Source organism: Pediococcus ethanolidurans, from assembly GCF_001437405.1.
In the GTDB taxonomy this organism is placed as follows: Bacteria; Bacillota; Bacilli; order Lactobacillales; family Lactobacillaceae; genus Pediococcus; species Pediococcus ethanolidurans.
The window spans coordinates 21,209-38,434 of sequence record NZ_JQBY01000016.1 but is presented as its reverse complement, the minus strand read 5'-3'; the positions used below and the strand labels follow the sequence as shown (position 1 = coordinate 38,434).

The 17,226-nt window shown below is 37.9% G+C and carries 18 protein-coding genes; 4 read left to right on the top strand and 14 right to left on the bottom strand.

All coding sequences use genetic code 11. From position 1 onward, the window contains the following. Window positions 1-7 precede the first annotated feature (7 nt). The 4 genes from IV87_RS07595 to IV87_RS07580 all read right to left on the bottom strand — a co-directional run bounded on the left by IV87_RS07595 (window position 8) and on the right by IV87_RS07580 (window position 3,744). Window positions 8-1,756: a PTS lactose transporter subunit IIBC gene (locus IV87_RS07595; RefSeq protein ID WP_057807022.1), complete on the bottom strand. Its 1,749-nt coding sequence runs from the start codon at window positions 1,754-1,756 to the stop codon at window positions 8-10. A gap of 23 nt (window positions 1,757-1,779) precedes the next feature. Continuing rightward, window positions 1,780-2,130, bottom strand: a complete 351-nt coding sequence (locus IV87_RS07590; protein ID WP_057807020.1) for a PTS lactose/cellobiose transporter subunit IIA — start codon at window positions 2,128-2,130, stop codon at window positions 1,780-1,782. Then, a complete protein-coding gene (locus tag IV87_RS07585) occupies window positions 2,120-3,004 on the bottom strand; it encodes a PRD domain-containing protein (protein ID WP_057807017.1) in 885 nt (294 codons plus the stop codon). Before IV87_RS07585 ends, IV87_RS07590 begins: the two co-directional genes overlap by 11 nt. A gap of 227 nt (window positions 3,005-3,231) precedes the next feature. After that, window positions 3,232-3,744 (bottom strand): TetR/AcrR family transcriptional regulator, encoded by a 513-nt coding sequence (locus IV87_RS07580; protein WP_057807015.1) that lies wholly within the window; start codon window positions 3,742-3,744, stop codon window positions 3,232-3,234. Between the two features lie 175 nt (window positions 3,745-3,919). Here IV87_RS07580 and trhA point away from each other — a divergent pair, with 175 nt between their 5' ends. From trhA to IV87_RS07565, 3 genes are all read left to right on the top strand, one after another. After that, complete coding sequence (gene trhA / locus IV87_RS07575) at window positions 3,920-4,546, top strand: PAQR family membrane homeostasis protein TrhA (RefSeq protein ID WP_057807045.1); 627 nt, start codon at window positions 3,920-3,922, stop codon at window positions 4,544-4,546. Window positions 4,547-4,577: 31 nt separating this feature from the next. Next, complete coding sequence (locus tag IV87_RS07570) at window positions 4,578-4,826, top strand: hypothetical protein (RefSeq protein WP_057807012.1); 249 nt, start codon at window positions 4,578-4,580, stop codon at window positions 4,824-4,826. Window positions 4,827-4,942: 116 nt separating this feature from the next. Then, window positions 4,943-5,140: a hypothetical protein gene (locus IV87_RS07565; RefSeq protein ID WP_057807011.1), complete on the top strand. Its 198-nt coding sequence runs from the start codon at window positions 4,943-4,945 to the stop codon at window positions 5,138-5,140. Window positions 5,141-5,184: 44 nt separating this feature from the next. On the opposite strand, the gene ispE is transcribed toward IV87_RS07565, so the two are convergent. The 10 genes from ispE to IV87_RS07515 form a co-directional block, all read right to left on the bottom strand. Beyond that, window positions 5,185-6,039, bottom strand: a complete 855-nt coding sequence (gene ispE, locus IV87_RS07560; RefSeq protein WP_057807009.1) for a 4-(cytidine 5'-diphospho)-2-C-methyl-D-erythritol kinase — start codon at window positions 6,037-6,039, stop codon at window positions 5,185-5,187. 167 nt (window positions 6,040-6,206) lie between these two features. Next, window positions 6,207-6,443, bottom strand: coding sequence for a Veg family protein (locus IV87_RS07555; RefSeq protein ID WP_057807007.1), 237 nt, complete (start codon window positions 6,441-6,443; stop codon window positions 6,207-6,209). Between the two features lie 519 nt (window positions 6,444-6,962). Beyond that, complete coding sequence (gene rsmA, locus IV87_RS07550) at window positions 6,963-7,838, bottom strand: 16S rRNA (adenine(1518)-N(6)/adenine(1519)-N(6))-dimethyltransferase RsmA (protein WP_057807005.1); 876 nt, start codon at window positions 7,836-7,838, stop codon at window positions 6,963-6,965. A 9-nt stretch (window positions 7,839-7,847) separates the two neighbouring features. Beyond that, window positions 7,848-8,399 carry a ribonuclease M5 gene (rnmV, locus tag IV87_RS07545; RefSeq protein ID WP_057807003.1) on the bottom strand — a complete coding sequence of 184 codons (552 nt, stop codon included), beginning with the start codon at window positions 8,397-8,399 and terminating at the stop codon, window positions 7,848-7,850. Continuing rightward, window positions 8,386-9,171 (bottom strand): TatD family hydrolase, encoded by a 786-nt coding sequence (locus tag IV87_RS07540; protein ID WP_057807001.1) that lies wholly within the window; start codon window positions 9,169-9,171, stop codon window positions 8,386-8,388. Before IV87_RS07540 ends, rnmV begins: the two co-directional genes overlap by 14 nt. Before the next feature lie 100 nt (window positions 9,172-9,271). Continuing rightward, window positions 9,272-11,302 carry a methionine--tRNA ligase gene (gene metG, locus IV87_RS07535; RefSeq protein WP_057806998.1) on the bottom strand — a complete coding sequence of 677 codons (2,031 nt, stop codon included), beginning with the start codon at window positions 11,300-11,302 and terminating at the stop codon, window positions 9,272-9,274. 146 nt (window positions 11,303-11,448) lie between these two features. Next, entirely contained in the window at window positions 11,449-12,297 is an 849-nt protein-coding gene (locus IV87_RS07530; protein ID WP_057806997.1) for a DUF72 domain-containing protein, read from the bottom strand. A gap of 276 nt (window positions 12,298-12,573) precedes the next feature. Next, the gene (locus IV87_RS07525; protein WP_057806995.1) at window positions 12,574-13,539 is read right to left on the bottom strand and encodes an AEC family transporter; all 966 of its coding nucleotides are present in this window, start codon (window positions 13,537-13,539) and stop codon (window positions 12,574-12,576) included. 57 nt (window positions 13,540-13,596) lie between these two features. After that, window positions 13,597-14,988: a class II fumarate hydratase gene (locus tag IV87_RS07520; protein WP_057806993.1), complete on the bottom strand. Its 1,392-nt coding sequence runs from the start codon at window positions 14,986-14,988 to the stop codon at window positions 13,597-13,599. A 99-nt stretch (window positions 14,989-15,087) separates the two neighbouring features. Continuing rightward, window positions 15,088-16,716, bottom strand: coding sequence for a malolactic enzyme (locus tag IV87_RS07515; protein WP_057806991.1), 1,629 nt, complete (start codon window positions 16,714-16,716; stop codon window positions 15,088-15,090). 236 nt (window positions 16,717-16,952) lie between these two features. On the opposite strand from IV87_RS07515, the gene IV87_RS07510 reads away from it, so the two are divergent. Continuing rightward, window positions 16,953-17,141: a PspC domain-containing protein gene (locus IV87_RS07510; protein ID WP_057806989.1), complete on the top strand. Its 189-nt coding sequence runs from the start codon at window positions 16,953-16,955 to the stop codon at window positions 17,139-17,141. The last annotated feature ends 85 nt before the right edge of the window (window positions 17,142-17,226 follow it).

Sequence of the window (17,226 nt, the reverse complement as noted above, 5' to 3'; positions counted from 1 at the left end):
TAAGTTTCTATGCAGTTGGTGTTGGTGTATGAGTAGTCTCTTGACTATCTTCGGGTTCACCCTTTAACTTACCAACAATAAATTGCAAAGCTTTATCCGCGTGTCTTGTGAGATCAATGTACTGCTTACCAGTTGTAGTGATCATCTTGACATTGGCCTTATCCGTTTCTAACTTCAGTGAATCCCGCATCGCATCCATTTGAGGAGCGAGAACGACCACATCCATATCAGGCAATAAATCACCATGAGCGCCATATGCGGCCGCGGCAGCTTCAACAGGTAAATCTTTTTCTTTAGCCATCTTATTTAGTGCATTGGCTAAAATACCACTAGTACCACCACCGGCACAGATAACCATAATATTTAGATTCTTTTTATCTTTAGTCATACTTACTGGAATTTCACCACTGTCCACTTCAGCAGGTGCATCAACTGTTGTTGCTGAAATGCCAGCAGCAGCGTTTTTAGCATCAACTGCAGCTTCTTCTGCAACTTTTTGTACATCGTAAGCCTTGAAGAATGGGTAGTAACAAACGACATCCATTGCCAAAATAGCGACAATGAGAATTAATGCTTGAATCGAGAAACCAACTCCCATAAATAATCCAATTGGACCTGGAGTTGTCCATGGCAAGTTATAAATGAACCCATTCATACCAAAGAAATCAACGAAAATCTTGAATAACCAAACGTTAAAGATTGGTGTCAAAATAAATGGCAAGAAGAATACTGGGTTTAAAATCAAAGGAGCACCAAACAAAATTGGCTCGTTAACTCCGAATGAGACTGGAATTACCGAAGCTCGACCAACAGCTTTTAATTCCTTTGATTTTGCAAATAATGCAAACATATACGTAATCACTAGAGTAGCTCCAGTACCACCAATGGTAGCAACAAAGTATTGAGTACCTTGAGCTAAAATATTAGTTGCATGTCCCCCAGCTTCAAATACCTTTAAGTTAGCTTCTACATTAGTTAAATAAATCGCTGTAACAGCTGGTTCAACAATGGATGGTCCTTGAATTCCGATAAACCAGAAGAAGGCCATCGCACCATAGACAATTGCTAAACCAAAGTAACCATCAGCAGCTGTAAACAATGGTGAAAGAACCTGAATAATCCAAGCTGCTAAGTTTGCGCTTGTCAGTGTTCTGAATACAATGTCAAAAATCCAGAAGAAAAAGCTGGCAAATGCAAATGGAATAATATTTGTAAATGCTGACGAAATGTTTTGTGGGACTGCATCAGGCAACTTAATGGTAATGTGATGTTTAAAACAGAAAAAGTAAATATTCGGTACAATAAACGCAACTAAGAAAGCACAGATCAAACCTTTAGTACCCATAAATGCAGTATTAAAGAACAATACACCTGCTTTGTTAGTAAATGGGTCAACGGCAACCAGTAAGAAACTGATTTGTGCACCAAACATAACGGCTGCTTCTGGAATCTGATCAATTTTTGGTAACCGTACGTTCAAATTTCGTGTTAATGCACGCGCAACGTTTGCGGCTGCCATCAGTGACAAAACTCCCATTGAATAATTATAAAATCTGTTCAAATTATCGCTTACATTTGTTGGCCAATAAAAGCCCCAAATATTAGGTACGTTTGCAACAAGGATAAAAATACTTGAGAAAATGATAATTGGCATTAATGAAATAAAACCATCACGAACCGCTTGCAAATATATATTTGCCGACAGTTTTCGAAAAAACGGTTGTGCTTTCTCAATCTGTTTAACAATCCAATTCATGAGATAACCCTCCTACTATATTTTCAATTTTTTTCAATTCCTAATTTCTTTTCAATTTTATCTAATCTTTCGTACTCATCAATAAAGTACTGGACCTCATCCTTTAACATCATGGTAGTCATTAAAGTATCTTGCCCATGAACCATAATAAATGTAACGTCCATATCGTCACCACCAGCTTCTTTGCTTAGCAGTTTAGTTTGCTCATTGTGTGCGTCATTAATTGATTGTGTTGATTCTTCTACCAGGGCACGAGCCTTAGTAAAATTTCCATCTCGTGCTTGATCTAAAGCCTTCATTAATGCCGTTTTTGCATCCCCTGCATAAGCGACGATTGCAAAACCAACCATTGATACTTCTTCTCTACTTGCCATTTTGAATACCTCCATTAATATCCGTATTTTTAGGCTGTTCGTTAATTAGTTGTTGAATATGGATAATAAAATATAATTTTTCATTATCACTAAGTGTTGCGGATAATTGTTTTTGTAAATTGTCAAAAATTTCTTTAGCAATTCTAGCTGAACTTGGATAAGAGTTTTCTAGACTGTTTTCTAAGGATTCTGTAAAGGCTGAACTGTGCGTATCAGATTGGTTTAGTCGATCTACCAAATACTGCAAATGCACCATCAGTCGATCATAATAATTGCCGTTTTCTTTGGTTCGTAAAATATGATTCTGATTTAAAATTTCTTGAACAATGTCATTCACACTTGTTGTCAGTGACTCATCAAGTTTGTCGGCTCCCGGTGTGCCTTGCGCATTGATGAAATGTAATGCAATACTTTTTACCTCACTGTTGGGTAATTGAATATGCAAGTTGTTAGAAACTATTTCAACGGCTTTTCTTCCAATTGCATACTCAGTCGGGTACTCTGTGTGCATGTCTGGAACCAAACTTTCATGATAATCATTAGCTTGAATTCGTTTATAAACACCATAAATATGATCACTTAGGGTGATATAAACATAATCCAGAACTGAAAAACCAAAAGTCTTTTGAGCAACATCCACTATTTCATAGGTGGTTGTCACAATATCAATTGGAATATCTTTAAGTAAAAAATATAGATTTTCTTTAGATTCCGCGGTCTCCAAATAAAAAATTTTTTCTACTTGATTAACGTCTACCTGGTCACCTTTCTTTTTCTGAAAGACGATCCCTTTTCCTTTTACAATTGCCTGCCGATTATCATTTAACTTGATCAAGGCCACATTGTTATTAAAAATCTGAACGATGGTCAACATTTTATCATATCCTTTTTTTAAAAAAAAATGACCGCAAGCAATGAGTTACACTGCTTGTGGTCACGCCTAATCGAATTAGTAACGATCCACAAAAACTTTATCCATAAGTAATTGTAGACCAATTCTTCCAAAATGTAAACGCTTTATTTAATTTCTTTTCATTTTTCAGTATTAATTCCTTATGCCACAACTATTAGAATGGATAAAATAGCTAAAATAATTCAGTTTTATTTCAAAAATTTCCGACCAATCATGACCATTTCGGCATTGGACTCGACCATATCATCTTTATCCCACTCCACAATCATTTGAGTTAAACCACCTGCCACAAAGGCAATCCACATTTTAGATGCGCGATCCCGAATTTTTAAAACATCCTTATCCACAAGATCCGTAATATAGAATTGCAATTTATCCAAAATAATACCCACTAAATCGGCCTTGATTAAAATGTTTACTGTTCCCCGATGACGACGAATAACCGTAAAAAAGGCATCCAAAAAAGCCGTCATGTCATGATTGTTCATCACCTGAAGGTAGCTAAAGAATTCTTGAAACACTTCATCAAATTGGTATTCCAAGATCTGTTGTTTTGATTTAAAACTTCGATAATATGACATCCGCGATACAGACGCCTGTTTACAAATATCGCTAACTGTCACTTCATCTACTGAGCGGGTCTTCATTAATTCAAATAAGGCCAGCACAATTTTTTGTTTAGTATTCGAACGCTTTGCCATGATTTCCCTCTTTACTTTACTCTTTCTAATATCATACCATTTTCAGAAAAATTAGGTAATTTACAAGTTTTTGATATCATCTAGTTTTAAAAACTAGATAATTAGTATATAATATCTAGTTGAAGTGGAGGAATGCACATTGAAACCAACAACTAATCTAAAGAATCCCCTTTCTATGCATCACAGCCAATTACTAAACGAAATTTGGAGTGCCATTACACATGGTTTAGGCTTCTTTTTAAGTATCGCTGGAACCGTTTTGCTATTAATAAAAGGAATTGGACTTGGCAAACCACTCGATATAGTCGCATACACCATCTACAGCATCAGCCTTTTGGTCCTATTCTTTTCTTCTACTATGTTTCATAGTCTCTATTTCACAAGAGCTAGTCATGTCTTCCAAATATTAGATCATGATAGTATTAATTTTTTAATTGCTGGTACCTACACGCCATACTGTTTGTTGGCAATTCGTGGCGCCTTAGGAATTGTTTTATGTATTGTTATTTGGTTATTAGCCATTTCCGGAATTATTTTTCAATTTTTTGCGGTTGGAAAATTCAAAAAAATTGAAACTTTGATTTATGTACTAATGGGGTGGTTATGCCTAGTGGGTGCAAAACAGCTCTATGAAAGCTTAGGTATTGTTGGAATCAGCCTGCTTGTAGCCGGTGGCATTGCTTTTTCCTTAGGTGGTTTAATTTACAACATTCCTCACGTAAAATATGTCCATGTTTGGTGGCATATTTTAGTTTTGGTAGGCGCCGCACTCATGTATTTTTCCATTTTGCTGTATATTTAGGGTACAACAATGTATGGGAGGGTAAATTTAGATGAAGCGACCTAATAACCAATTTATGCTCATTCAGTATCTGTTTGGCTATGTGATTATGGCCTATTTTCTCTATAAATTTGGGTTTCCAATTTCGCTGATCATTATCTTAATTGCCGTTAGTTTAAGTTTGGCCGGTGGATCAATGTATTTATCACGTCATTTTTCTTGGCTAAACCTTGGTCTAATGCTTCTGGTGATTCTGATTGGCACCGGACTCTTATTTATGATTTTCAGAAGTTATTATTAAACAATCAGTCGAAGCTGAAAGCGTTTGCAAAAGGCTGATATCGATGCTATACTTTGGTTAATAATGTGGAAATAATTGTTTAATTAGATTTGTAAACTTGAATGAAGGCGATTGTGATGAATGCTAACCTCATAATTGGTGTAGTAGCTATCTTGATTGGTTTGTTTCAGTTTTACAGTGTTCACAAGAGTTGGAAAACATTACGTGTCAGTATGAATAGTCACTCATCTCTATTTATGCCATTTGCAATTTGGTACAGTATCTTTTTTGGCTTAATCTTTATCGGCCTTGGCATTTCCGCATTATTAGCTTAAAAAATAGAGAATTGACCAATTTAAATTCATTGGCAATTCTCTTTTTAATTTACCGGTCTCACAAGATAAACTTCAGGACAAAATCCTTTCAAACTATTCACTAAATGCTGAGCACGACTTTCTTTGCGACAAATTCCAAATACGGTCGGCCCTGTACCGCTCATTTGTGCTGCTTCAGCACCATAACGAAGCATCCGGTCCTTTAACTGAAGAATTTGAGGATGCATCTGTCCGGTCACCGGTTCAAGAACATTTCCCACATTCGCACAGATTTTTGTAAAATCATTCTGCTTAATGGCGTCTAAAATGCCCTCGATTTCCAAATGGTCTAAACTTTTATGATCAATCTGTCTCAAGATTTTTGGTGTTGAAACACTCAGCTTAGGTTTAGCAATCACAAAGTACATTGCCGGTAGTTGTCTTAAAAGCTGAATCCTTTCGCCTTTTCCATAAACATAGGCCGTTTGACTATACACACAGTAAGGCACATCAGAATCAATCTGCAAACCCAACTCTGCCAACTGTTTTTTAGAAACACCAAGATTCCATAAATTATTTAAACCACGTAAAACCGCAGCAGCATCTGATGAACCACCGCCCATTCCTGCCGCAACAGGAATATTTTTTTTAATTCGAATTTTTGCACCTGCCTGCACATGAAATTCATGTTGCAATAATTTTGCCGCTTGATAGGCCAAATTACGACTGTCATTTGGTAAAAACCCGGTATCTGTATGCACACTAATAGCGTGTTTCCCAGGTTTTGTTTCAATTTTAACGTAGTCGGCAAGATCCACCGAGGTCATTACCATGTTCCACTCTTGAAGCCCATCCGCATGATTATATGGGGTATCCAAAAACAAATTTAGTTTGGCCGGGGCTTTTTCCGTTGTCTCCATGCAATCACCTTGTTTATTAATCCTGTATTTTATCACAATTATACTTAAAAAAACGGTAAAGTACCAGTGTTGCATAAAAAGCTCAATTTTTTTATCTAATCTTACTTTCTCCAAAGGGACTAATTAAATTTAGACAAAATAAAAAGACCTTCGCGGTCCGATTATTTTTAATCTTCAAATGCGATTTCGATGTTCTTAGTTAGAATATCAGTATAACTGTATGATACTCGTTCGAAAGAATTTTCATCCTGATCTAAATCAACCACGAAAACCGCTGGATAAGTTTTGTGGAGAATTCCATGACGCTTCGTAATCTTCTTACGACCAGCTTGGGCAACAACCATCATTTCTTCTCCAACTTTGTTGTCTAGCTTTGACTTAATTGTGGCTAGTGTGTTTGGCATTGGCTTCACCTTCCCATGTGAAACATTGTAACATAGTTTCACAAAAAACGCAAATTATACCACAACGTTCAGTGAGCTGCAACCGCTATTTTTAAAACAACATGTTTTATTGTTACTTCTAGGACAGCTCGGCAAGTCTGAAGGGCAAACCTAAGCCCAACTCTCGCGGGATCGCGATCCCGCATCCGTCTCTTCTCCTTTTTTCTTTCTCATGCCCTAGGACAGCTCGGCAAGTCTGAAGGGCAAACCTATGGCCAACTCCCGCGGGATCGCGATCCCGCATCCGTCTCTTCTCCTTTTTTCTTTCTCATGCCCTAGGACAGCTCGGCAAGTCTGAAGGGAAAACCTATGGCCAACTCCCGCGGGATCGCGATCCCGCATCCGTCTCTTCTCTTTTTTTCTTTCTCATGCCCTAGGACAGCTCGGCAAGTCAGAAGGGCAAACCTAAGCCCAACTCCCGCGGGATCGCGATCCCGCATCCGTTGACCTTAGGTTTGCCCTTCTATCGACTTGCCTCGCTCACTTTTCTAATTCATTCGTCAACCTTATAAAATCAACAACCGTCAATCTTTCTGGTCTTATTCCTGGTTTAATACTCAGTTTCTCTAACACCTTAGTTAAACTTTCTTTCACTTCCGGCGTCTTACCATACATACCCAATAAGTTGTTCCACAACGTCTTTCTTCGGTGCGCAAAACAAGCATGCACCGTCTTAAAAAACGCATCTCGTGAATTGGGTTGCACTGGCCACGGCTCCCTTTTGGTTAACTTCACAATCGCCGAATCCACATTAGGCTGTGGCATAAAAGCCGTTCTTGGCACCTCAAATTCTACATTCACATTCATATCAAGCTGTACCGCCACACTCAATGAACCATATTCTTTATTGCCAGGCTGTGCATTTAGTCTATCCGCAACCTCTTTTTGCATCATCACCACAATTTGATCCAGTTTCAAAGAACTTTGCAACAACCCCTTTAGAATTGGTGTTGTAATATAGTACGGTAAATTTGCCACAATTTTTAAGGTATGGTTACCATCCAAATTTTCTGCCACAACTTTGGGTAAATCAACCTTCAAAATATCCGCATTCACAATCGTGATATTTTCGTAGGGATCCAGAGTTTCATCCAAAACATCAAGTAAATTTTCGTCAATTTCAAACGCCAAAACATGGTGTGCATGACGAGCCAGTTGCTCCGTCAGCGCACCAATTCCTGGGCCAACTTCAATCACATCGTCCGCATCAGAAATGTCAGCAGCTGCCACAATATCTTTTAGGATTTGTGGTCGCGTCAAAAAATTTTGGCCCAAACTCTTTTTGGCATTTAATCGATAACGTTCTAAAATTGCCCGCGTTCGAATTGGATCCGCAATATCTATGTGTTCTGTCATTTTTTCTCCCTATTTTTGATCTAATTGGTCAACAGCAGCTTGAAAGGCTTTACGACTTATTTGAAACAACTGTAACCTCTTAACTAATTGTTTACCGTTAACATATCCAATATTCAAGAGCTCGCATAACTCCATACGGCGTTGTTTTGCATGCGTTCCTGCAATTAGATCTGCATCCAGTAAATCATCCCTCGTAATTTGCAACGGCGCATCAGCAGCTTCCGTGTACACTTTACCTAGCGCTTCGCGAATCACTTCAGGTGTTGCGTGTTCTACACCTAAACTTCCTTTTTTACTTGGCACAGCATCTTTTCTGGCCAAAAATGCATGTTTAACTTCAGGGACTTCAGCCGAAATGGTCTTACGAATTTTCTCACCCGAAAAATCAGGATCAGTAAACACAATTACACCCCGTTCTGCTTGTAAACGCCGAATTTGTTCGATCGTTTCCTCAGAAATGGCAGAACCTCGTGTTTCCAACGTATCTGCATTCACAGCTTTTTTTATGCGTACCGTGTCATCCTTACCTTCAACAACAATAACTTCTTTAATTTTTTTCATCATCATTTACCTTATAAAATTGTTTGGCATTTTCGTAGGTTGCCTTTCCTGTCACATCAGGATCCTCATCACGTAGACGGGCTAAAGCTTCAACCACATACAACGTGTAAGCAGGTTCGTTTTGTTTCCCCCGAAAGGGAATTGGTGCTAGATAAGGGGCGTCCGTTTCCGCCATAATGCGATCTGCCGGTGTTGCCTGAACTGATTTATGAACATCATGTGCCGAGTTAAAGCTGGCCACACCACTGTAAGAGATATGCATCCCCAACTCTAGAAATTTGTTTAGCCACTCAGGATCACCATTAAAACTATGCATGACACCGCCAAAATTTTCTACATGTGCATTCTTCAAGATGGCATACGTATCTTCAAAAGCGTCACGATTATGAATAGCAACTGGTATATGAAATTTACTAGCCAATTCAAGTTGTTCTTCAAAGACACGACGCTGAATTTTTCGAGGTGAATTTGTCTCATAATAATCCAATCCAATTTCACCAAGAGCTACTACCTTAGAATCTTGTAATTGATTCCGTAAAACTTCTGCTTGCGTTTCATGGAAATATTTAGAATCTTCTGGATGCCAGCCAACTACTGCGTAAACATCATCATATTGATGAGCCAGTTTGATTGCAGACGCATTAAACTCGGCATTTGAACCCACCATCGCCATCTTTTCAACACCTAGTTTATGTGCATGCTCGAGATAAGCTTTTTCATGTCCCAAAAAAGCTGGATCATTTAAATGGGTATGTGAATCAAATAATTGCATAGTTACCTCCAACTATCAAAAACCAACCCAAGACGCCGCTAACTGTTCACTTAGTCTTAGATTGGTTTTTACAATATCATCGTGTTCTTATAAAACTAACTTATTCGACTCCGGAACCATTTACTAAACTAGTTGGAACTTCGACAACTTGAATATGACCATCATGTTCAGCTGATAGCAACATGCCTTGACTAAGTTCACCACGCATTTTACGGGGTTTTAAGTTAGCCACAATCAAAACTTTTTTACCCACTAAAACACTTGGATCTGGATAATATTCTGCAATTCCAGACAGAATTTGACGGTCGCCCTTATCTCCAGCATCTAGCTTGAATTTCAAAAGTTTATCAGCACCTTGAACATGGTCAACCGACTTAATTTCAGCAACTTTAAGTTCAACTTTATCAAAAGCTTCAATTCGAATTGGTTTCTTAGTTAAATTAAGTTCAGCTTCGTTTTCAGTTTGAACTGCCTTTTTAGCTTCTTCCATTGCAGCTCGTCCCTTTTTCTTGTCTGTTTTGGTCATCTGAGCCTTGATAAATTCAACTTCTTCTTTAGCATCCAATCGAGGGAAAATTGGTGTTCCCTTTGCCACAACCTTAGTTCCGGCAGGAATAGTACCAAATTTCAAATCAGCTAAATTAACTGTTTGTGCCGCTAATCCTAATTGATCTAAAATTTTAGTAGGTGCTTGAGTCAAGATTGGTTGAAGTAAATGAGCCAACAAACGTAAGCTCTCTGCCAAATGGTTCATCACACTGCCCAACTTTACTTGATCACTTGCATCGTCACTTTTAGCTAATACCCATGGTTGTGTTTCATCAATATATTTATTCGAGCGACTAACTAATTTCCAGATTTCAGAAAGTGCGTCAGAAAAGTGTAACGAGTTCATTAATTCTCGATAGTTTGCAATAACAGTTGCAGCGGTGCTCTCTAAATTCTCATCAAAGGCTGTTACACCGGACTTGAAGGTTGGGATAACGCCACCTTCATACTTGTTGATCATTGCTACTGTACGGTTCAACAAGTTACCAAGATCATTAGCTAAATCGTAATTAATTTTGTCTACGAAATCTTCAGGCGTAAATACCCCATCGTTACCATATGGCATTGCTTTTAATAGATAATAACGTAGAGCATCCAAGCCATAACGTTTTACCAAAGTTTCAGGATAAATAACATTTCCCTTAGATTTAGACATTTTACCGTCTTTCATCAACAACCAGCCATGACCCACAACGTGTTTGGGTAGTTGTAAACCAAGCGCATGCAACATAATTGGCCAATAAATCGTGTGGAAACGCACAATTTCTTTACCTACCATATGAACATCTGCTGGCCAATACTTATCAAAATTACTCTGATCAGCACTGCCATAGCCTAACGCCGTAATATAGTTTGACAACGCATCAATCCAAACATAAACCACATGTTTAGGATTGTTTTTAACTTTTACTCCCCAATTGAAGGTGGTTCGTGAAACAGCTAAGTCTTCCAAACCAGGTTTGATAAAGTTATTAATCATTTCATTCATTCGCGTTGCAGGTTGAATAAAGTCTGGATGCTCCTTATAATATTGCAACAACCAGTCGGCATACTTACTCATTTTGAAGAAATAAGATTCTTCTTTAACTTTTTGAACCTCATGACCAGATGGTGCCTTACCACCAATTACCTTACCATTTTCATCACGGTAAACTTCTGCTAATTGTGTTTCGGTGAAATACTCTTCATCTGAAACAGAATACCAGCCTTCGTATTCACCTAAATAGATGTCACCACTATCTTCTAATTTTTGGAAGATTTCTTGAACGGCTTTTTCATGATAATCATCGGTTGTCCGAATAAACTTTGTATTGGAAATATCCAAAAGTTTCCAAAGCTTTTTAATACCATCTGCCATACCATCTACGTATGCTTTAGGAGTTGTATTTAAGGCTTCTGCTTTTTGTTCGATTTTCAAGCCATGTTCGTCAGTTCCCGTTAAGAAGAAAACATCCTTTCCTTCTAATCGTTGAAACCGGGCCTCTGCATCACACGCAATTGTTGTGTATGAGTTCCCGATATGTAGCTTTCCCGACGGATAATAAATTGGTGTTGTTATATAGTAAGTAGGTTTGTCTGCCATTGAAGATTTCCTTCCTAGTTCCAATATTTTTAGTTTATATTGATAATTTTAATTTAGAATGTTTTAACTTTAAGTATATCACAATGAAACGCTACGCAAAGGCTGTTTCATCCGTTTAATTCGCAGTAACTTATTTTTTTACGTCATTAAAATAGTCCGAGTTGTAATGGTCCCAAACCATCAAAATTGATTCCCAATATTTCTTTCAATCTGAGTGCATTTCCAGCCGCATCTCTACCGCCATTATTATTAAAGATTATACAAACTTCTTCTGCTTGTAATTCTAATTTTTGAGCTAATTTCGCGAAGGTTTGCAGTTCTGCTTCAGAATACTTATACAAAGTCCGTTTTTTCCGCCAGTCTGGTCCTTTTTCAACCCAACCTTTAGCGTTTTGTCCGTGTAATCGGAGCACAGCCAAATTTTGATTTGTCACTGTCTCAACTAATGGAACACCATTGGGTACCGAACTCGGTTCATCAACCGCCACATGACTCATACCTAATTTTTTTAAATAAAGCATGGTTTCATCACGAACGGCCGGGTCATACCAACTTGGATTACGAAATTCCACGGCAATCGGCAAATCACTCATTAGTACCCGCACATCCCGCAAATAACGAATATTATTCATCTCACAATTAAAATAAGGTGGAAATTGAAATAAAACCGTTTTTAGTTGATCTTTTTTAACTAACGGGCGGACCATTTTGCGAAACTCGGTAAACACAAGACGATGTTCATCCGATAGGTACTCATCAACATCTGCACCGTCGTGTAAAGTCATTAGTTTATTTGCTTTAATGATAAATTGAAATTTTTCTGGAACTGATTTTTGCCAATTCTCTACTGTTGATACCCTTGGCACGCCATAAAATGAAGTGTCCACTTCTACAACTGGAAAATAGCCTGCATATTCAGTTAATTCAACTTTTCGATCTTCATGATTTATAAGTGCCGGATGATCCGTCCAGGTTGTGAGTCCAATTGTAATCAATTTTTACGCCTCAATTTGTTGATATTTTAAGCCTAGTCTATCACAACTTTAGGGTTCAAAAAATAGTCTGCTCCGACGTTACAAGTGTCAGGGCCGACTATTTTTGAATGCTTTTTTATTTTTAGATGGTAAAGTGTTCTATTTTTATAGCCGAAACGTGTTCAAGAGAGCAGCTTCCTCCGCTTAGCTACAGAACCCCAACGATTCCTAAACCGAATCATTGGGGCTCTTAAGCTATGCTCAGAAGCTATTCGCTCTCTTGAACACTCTGCTTTTTTATACAAACTGAATCAAACTCATCACAATCGGTACCACCACAATAAAGAGAATCGTACTCGTCGTCACCAAGTTTGTCGCGTACTCCACATCTCCATGCGATTCATTCGCCAAAATTGGCATTACCGCCAAACCTGGAGCCGCCGCCTGCACTATCAACGTCTGCATTTCCATCGTTGGAATTGCATGCCCCATACTTGCACCCCACATAATCAACATCGTGATCACAATCGGTGACAACACAAAACGACCCAACAACGCAAAAATCGTATCCCTATCAAACTTAATACTCTTCAATCCAGCATCCGCCAACACAATTCCAATATAAATCAATGATAGCGGTGTAACCAAATTACCGACATAAGACAACGTGTTATTTGCCCAATCAGGCACCGGCAAACTCAAAACCAACCAAACCAACGCAACCAAGAATCCTAACAATGGTGGTGGCAAAAGTTTCTTCCAGTTAAAATTACCAGAACCTTTTTCACCCTTTTTCTTCGTTGGATCATCATTTGAGATCAAGAATACACCAAATGCCCAAGTCGAAACCGTATTAGTCACATAATAAACTAAGAAATATGGCAAACTAATCGAACCAAACAAAGCAATATTCAATGGCAAACCAATAAAAATTGTGTTTGCATTCACAACTGTATTCATGAAAATTCCACGACGTCCCGGACGTACACGCAAAACCTTAACAGCTAGCCAAGCAATAATATACCCAATAATGACGCTGCCAAACGAATAAATTAATCCGCTTGAGAGGCTAATCAATTTGTGTAGAGTTAAATACTTCATTACCGACACAAAAATTGACGCTGGTAATGCCACATTCATAATTAATTTTGAAATACTACCACTAAAGTTATCATCAAACCAGCCAATTCGGCGAAGTAAATAACCTAGGGCCATCATTAGTAAAATTGTTACAATGCTTTCAACGGAAGTTATAAAAGCCATGATAAACCTTCTTTCACTTAGGAAATCTAATTTTATTTTTTTATTTGAGTTTAAAATTTATTTTTGTTGCTTATTAATTCCTGTCATTTTTACCGGATCAACCCACGCATCATACTGTTTAGCCGTGACTTCTCCCGACTGGATTGCGGTCTGACGTAATGTACTACCATCTTTTTGAGCCTGTTGGGCAATTTTGGCACTAGCATGGTAACCAATATGCGGAGATAAAGCCGTTACCATCATCAAAGAACGATCAACCAATTCTTTCATTCGATCCGGATTAACCGTCAATCCAGCAATCATTAAATCAGTAAAATTAGTCATTGTTCCAGTCAATAGGGTTGCAGATTCAAGAAAAGTACTGATAATCACTGGCTTATAGACATTCATTTCAAAATTTCCTTGACTAGCTGCTAACGAAATCACAACGTCATTTCCAATTACGCGAACGGCTGCCATTGTAATGGCCTCTGCCTGGGTGGGATTCACTTTACCCGGCATAATTGATGAACCTGGTTCATTAGCCGGAATCCTTATTTCGCCATAGCCTGCTCGAGGCCCACTCGCTAAGAAACGCACATCATTAGCAATCTTTATTAAATCGCTTGCTAAGGTCTTCATAGCTCCATGAACAACATTCAAGCTGGAATGCGCAGCCAATCCATAAAACTTATTGGTATCAGCCGTGAAGTCGATTCCATAAACGGCACTCATTTTTTGCGCAACCTGTTCTGCAAAATGAGGTGCTGCATTCAGTCCCGTACCAACTGCTGTACCACCGATTGCTAACTCATTTAACGTACCACTTAGCTCTTTTAAGTAACTCAAATCGTGCTCCAACATACTCTTCCAACCACTAATTTCCTGGCCAAAAGTTATTGGTGTGGCATCCTGTAAATGTGTTCGACCAATTTTGACAACTCGCCAAAATTCTTTTTGTTTAGCAGCTAATTTATCAATTAAATGCTGCACTGCATTCTCCAATTTTTCAATTGAAAACGCCGCAGTAATATTCATTGCTGTTGGAAAAATATCATTTGAGCTTTGACCATGATTAACATCATCGTTAGGCAAAATTTCAACTTTTGAATTCAGTCTCTTAGCCATGTTTGCCACAACTTCATTTACATTCATATTAGTCTGCGTACCCGAACCAGTTTGATAAACAACCAACGGAAAATTTTTTCGCAACTGATCATCATCCAGACTAAGTAACTGATTTATTGCCGTAACAATTAAAGTCGCTTTTTCTGAAGAAATTTCTCCTGCATCCTTATTGGCAACGGCTGCTGCTTTTTTCAGTTGAAGTAGCACTTTAATCAGTACCAGAGGCATTTTTTCACCAGTAGAGAAATTCTGTAGGCTTCTCTGTGTTTGAGCTCCCCACAGTGCATCTACTGGGACTTTAACAGGCCCCAAGGTATCCTCTTCTATTCGATAATCTGACAAGATATAGCCCCCTATTTGCTAAACTACTTTAGGTTGCCAATTATAAAACAATTTATACGTTATACCTTCAATTAACTTAAAAATGATTATTCAAACTGTTTAATATTTTGGTTCCCATTTCATGTCGGTAATTGTCTTATCAACATCTGAAATGGATTCTTTATTTAGTTTTTGATCAACCGCACTTTGCGCTACGGCCTTAGCAACCGTGTATGAGAATTGGTCAAGTTTAGAAACAGGAGGTAAAACTGCAGCTCCTGGTTTACTACCATCAACAATTCCACCTAAGGAATGGGCAGCCTTTGAAATCATCTCATCATTTAAAACTTTAGCAGTTGAAGCAATCACACCTAAACCTAAACCAGGATATACTAACGCATTGTTGGCTTGGCCAATCTGGTAACTAACACCCTTATATTCCACATCAGCAGCTGGAATACCAGTAGCTACAAGCGCCTTTCCATCACTCCATTTGATCAAATCTTCTGCTTTTGCTTCTGCAAGTTTAGTTGGATTTGATAATGGGAAAATAATTGGACGCTCTGTATGAGCAGCCATTTCTTTCACGATGGCTTCTGTAAAGGTTCCAGGTTGTGTTGAAGTTCCTACCAAAATAGTTGGGTGAACAGCTTTAACAGCAGCTTCTAAGGTTGTTAACTCGTCAGCGTTCGCAAATTCCGAGCGGGAACGCGCAAATGGTTTTTGCTCTGGTGTCAATGTTTCATCATCATCAAATAACAAGCCTTGCTTATCAACTAAATAGAAATGTTTTTTAGCTTCTGCCTCTGATAAACCTTGTTGCAAAAATTCATCGTAAATTCGTTTTGTAATTCCTGCACCAGCAGTTCCAGCACCAAATGATAGATAAACTTGATCGGTCATTTTTTGTTTAGAAACATTTAAAGCACCAAGAATCCCTGCCAAAACAATAATTCCAGTTCCCTGAATATCATCATTGAACGTGGTGATTTGATCCTTATACTTATTTAAAATATTAGCTGCGTTACCACGGCCAAAGTCTTCAAAGTGAAGGTATAACTTAGGGAACAAATCTTCAGCAGTTTTTACAAATTGATCAACAAATTCATAATAACGGTCACCTGTAACGCGTTCGTGACGATTGCCAAGATACATTGGATTCTTCAATAGATCTTGGTTGTTAGTTCCTACATCAAGTACAACTGGCATCACTTGACTTGGATCAATTCCAGCTGCAGCTGTGTAAACCATCAACTTACCAACGGAAATATCAACACCGTTTGTTCCCCAATCACCAATGCCCAAGATTCCTTCCGCATCAGTAACCACAATTAAACGAATGTCACGGCCGTCAGCTGCATTCTTTAATGAAGCTTTCATGCTATCTGGATCGTCAATTGACAAGAAAACTGCATTTTGTGATTGAATAAATAATTCACTATAGTTTTCGATAGTGTCTGCAATCGTTGGATCATAAACGATTGGCATAAACTCAACGACATGCTGACTGAATAACTTATAAAATAAAACGCGATTTTCATTGAAAATTTCCATCAAGAAAATTCTCTTTTCTAAATCACTTGTTTTACTCTGAAACTGGGCATACGTTTGGGTAGCCTGCTCATCTAATGTTTGTACATAAGGTGGTAGTAACCCAACCAAACCAAGTGATTGACGTTCTTTTTCGGTAAATGCTGTTCCTTTATTTAAAAAAGGATTGTTTAAAATTTCTACTGGACTCTTTGTCATATTAATAACCTCCAATTACTTACTTTTTGTATCAACGCAAGCTAGTCTACATGCTTAGGAAAACTATAGTCAAATCTGTAAGAAAGTATTAAGAATATTAATAGTTGTTAGTTAAAACGGCAAAGGTACGCGGTTTATCGTCTTTATAATTTTTTAGTACTTTTGAATAGAATTTAATAGTCCAAAAAGTTATAATAAAAGTGGTAAAAGTCTTTGTCAAAAGGGGAGGGTTCAACATGACAAAAAAACTTACAAAATCTTCAGATAAAATGATTGCTGGCGTGATTGGTGGCTTTGCAGAATATCTAGGTGTTGATAAAACACTATTACGCGTGATTTATGCAGCTATTTCAATTCCCGGTTTTATCCCATGCATTATCTTATATTTGGTGGCTGCATGGGTAATGCCTGAAAAGAATCAATAATCAAGACTAGTTTGATTATTCTTTTTGGTTATTAAAAATTTAGTGTTGCTATTTAACTCTGAATTAAAAAGCTAACTATGATGAT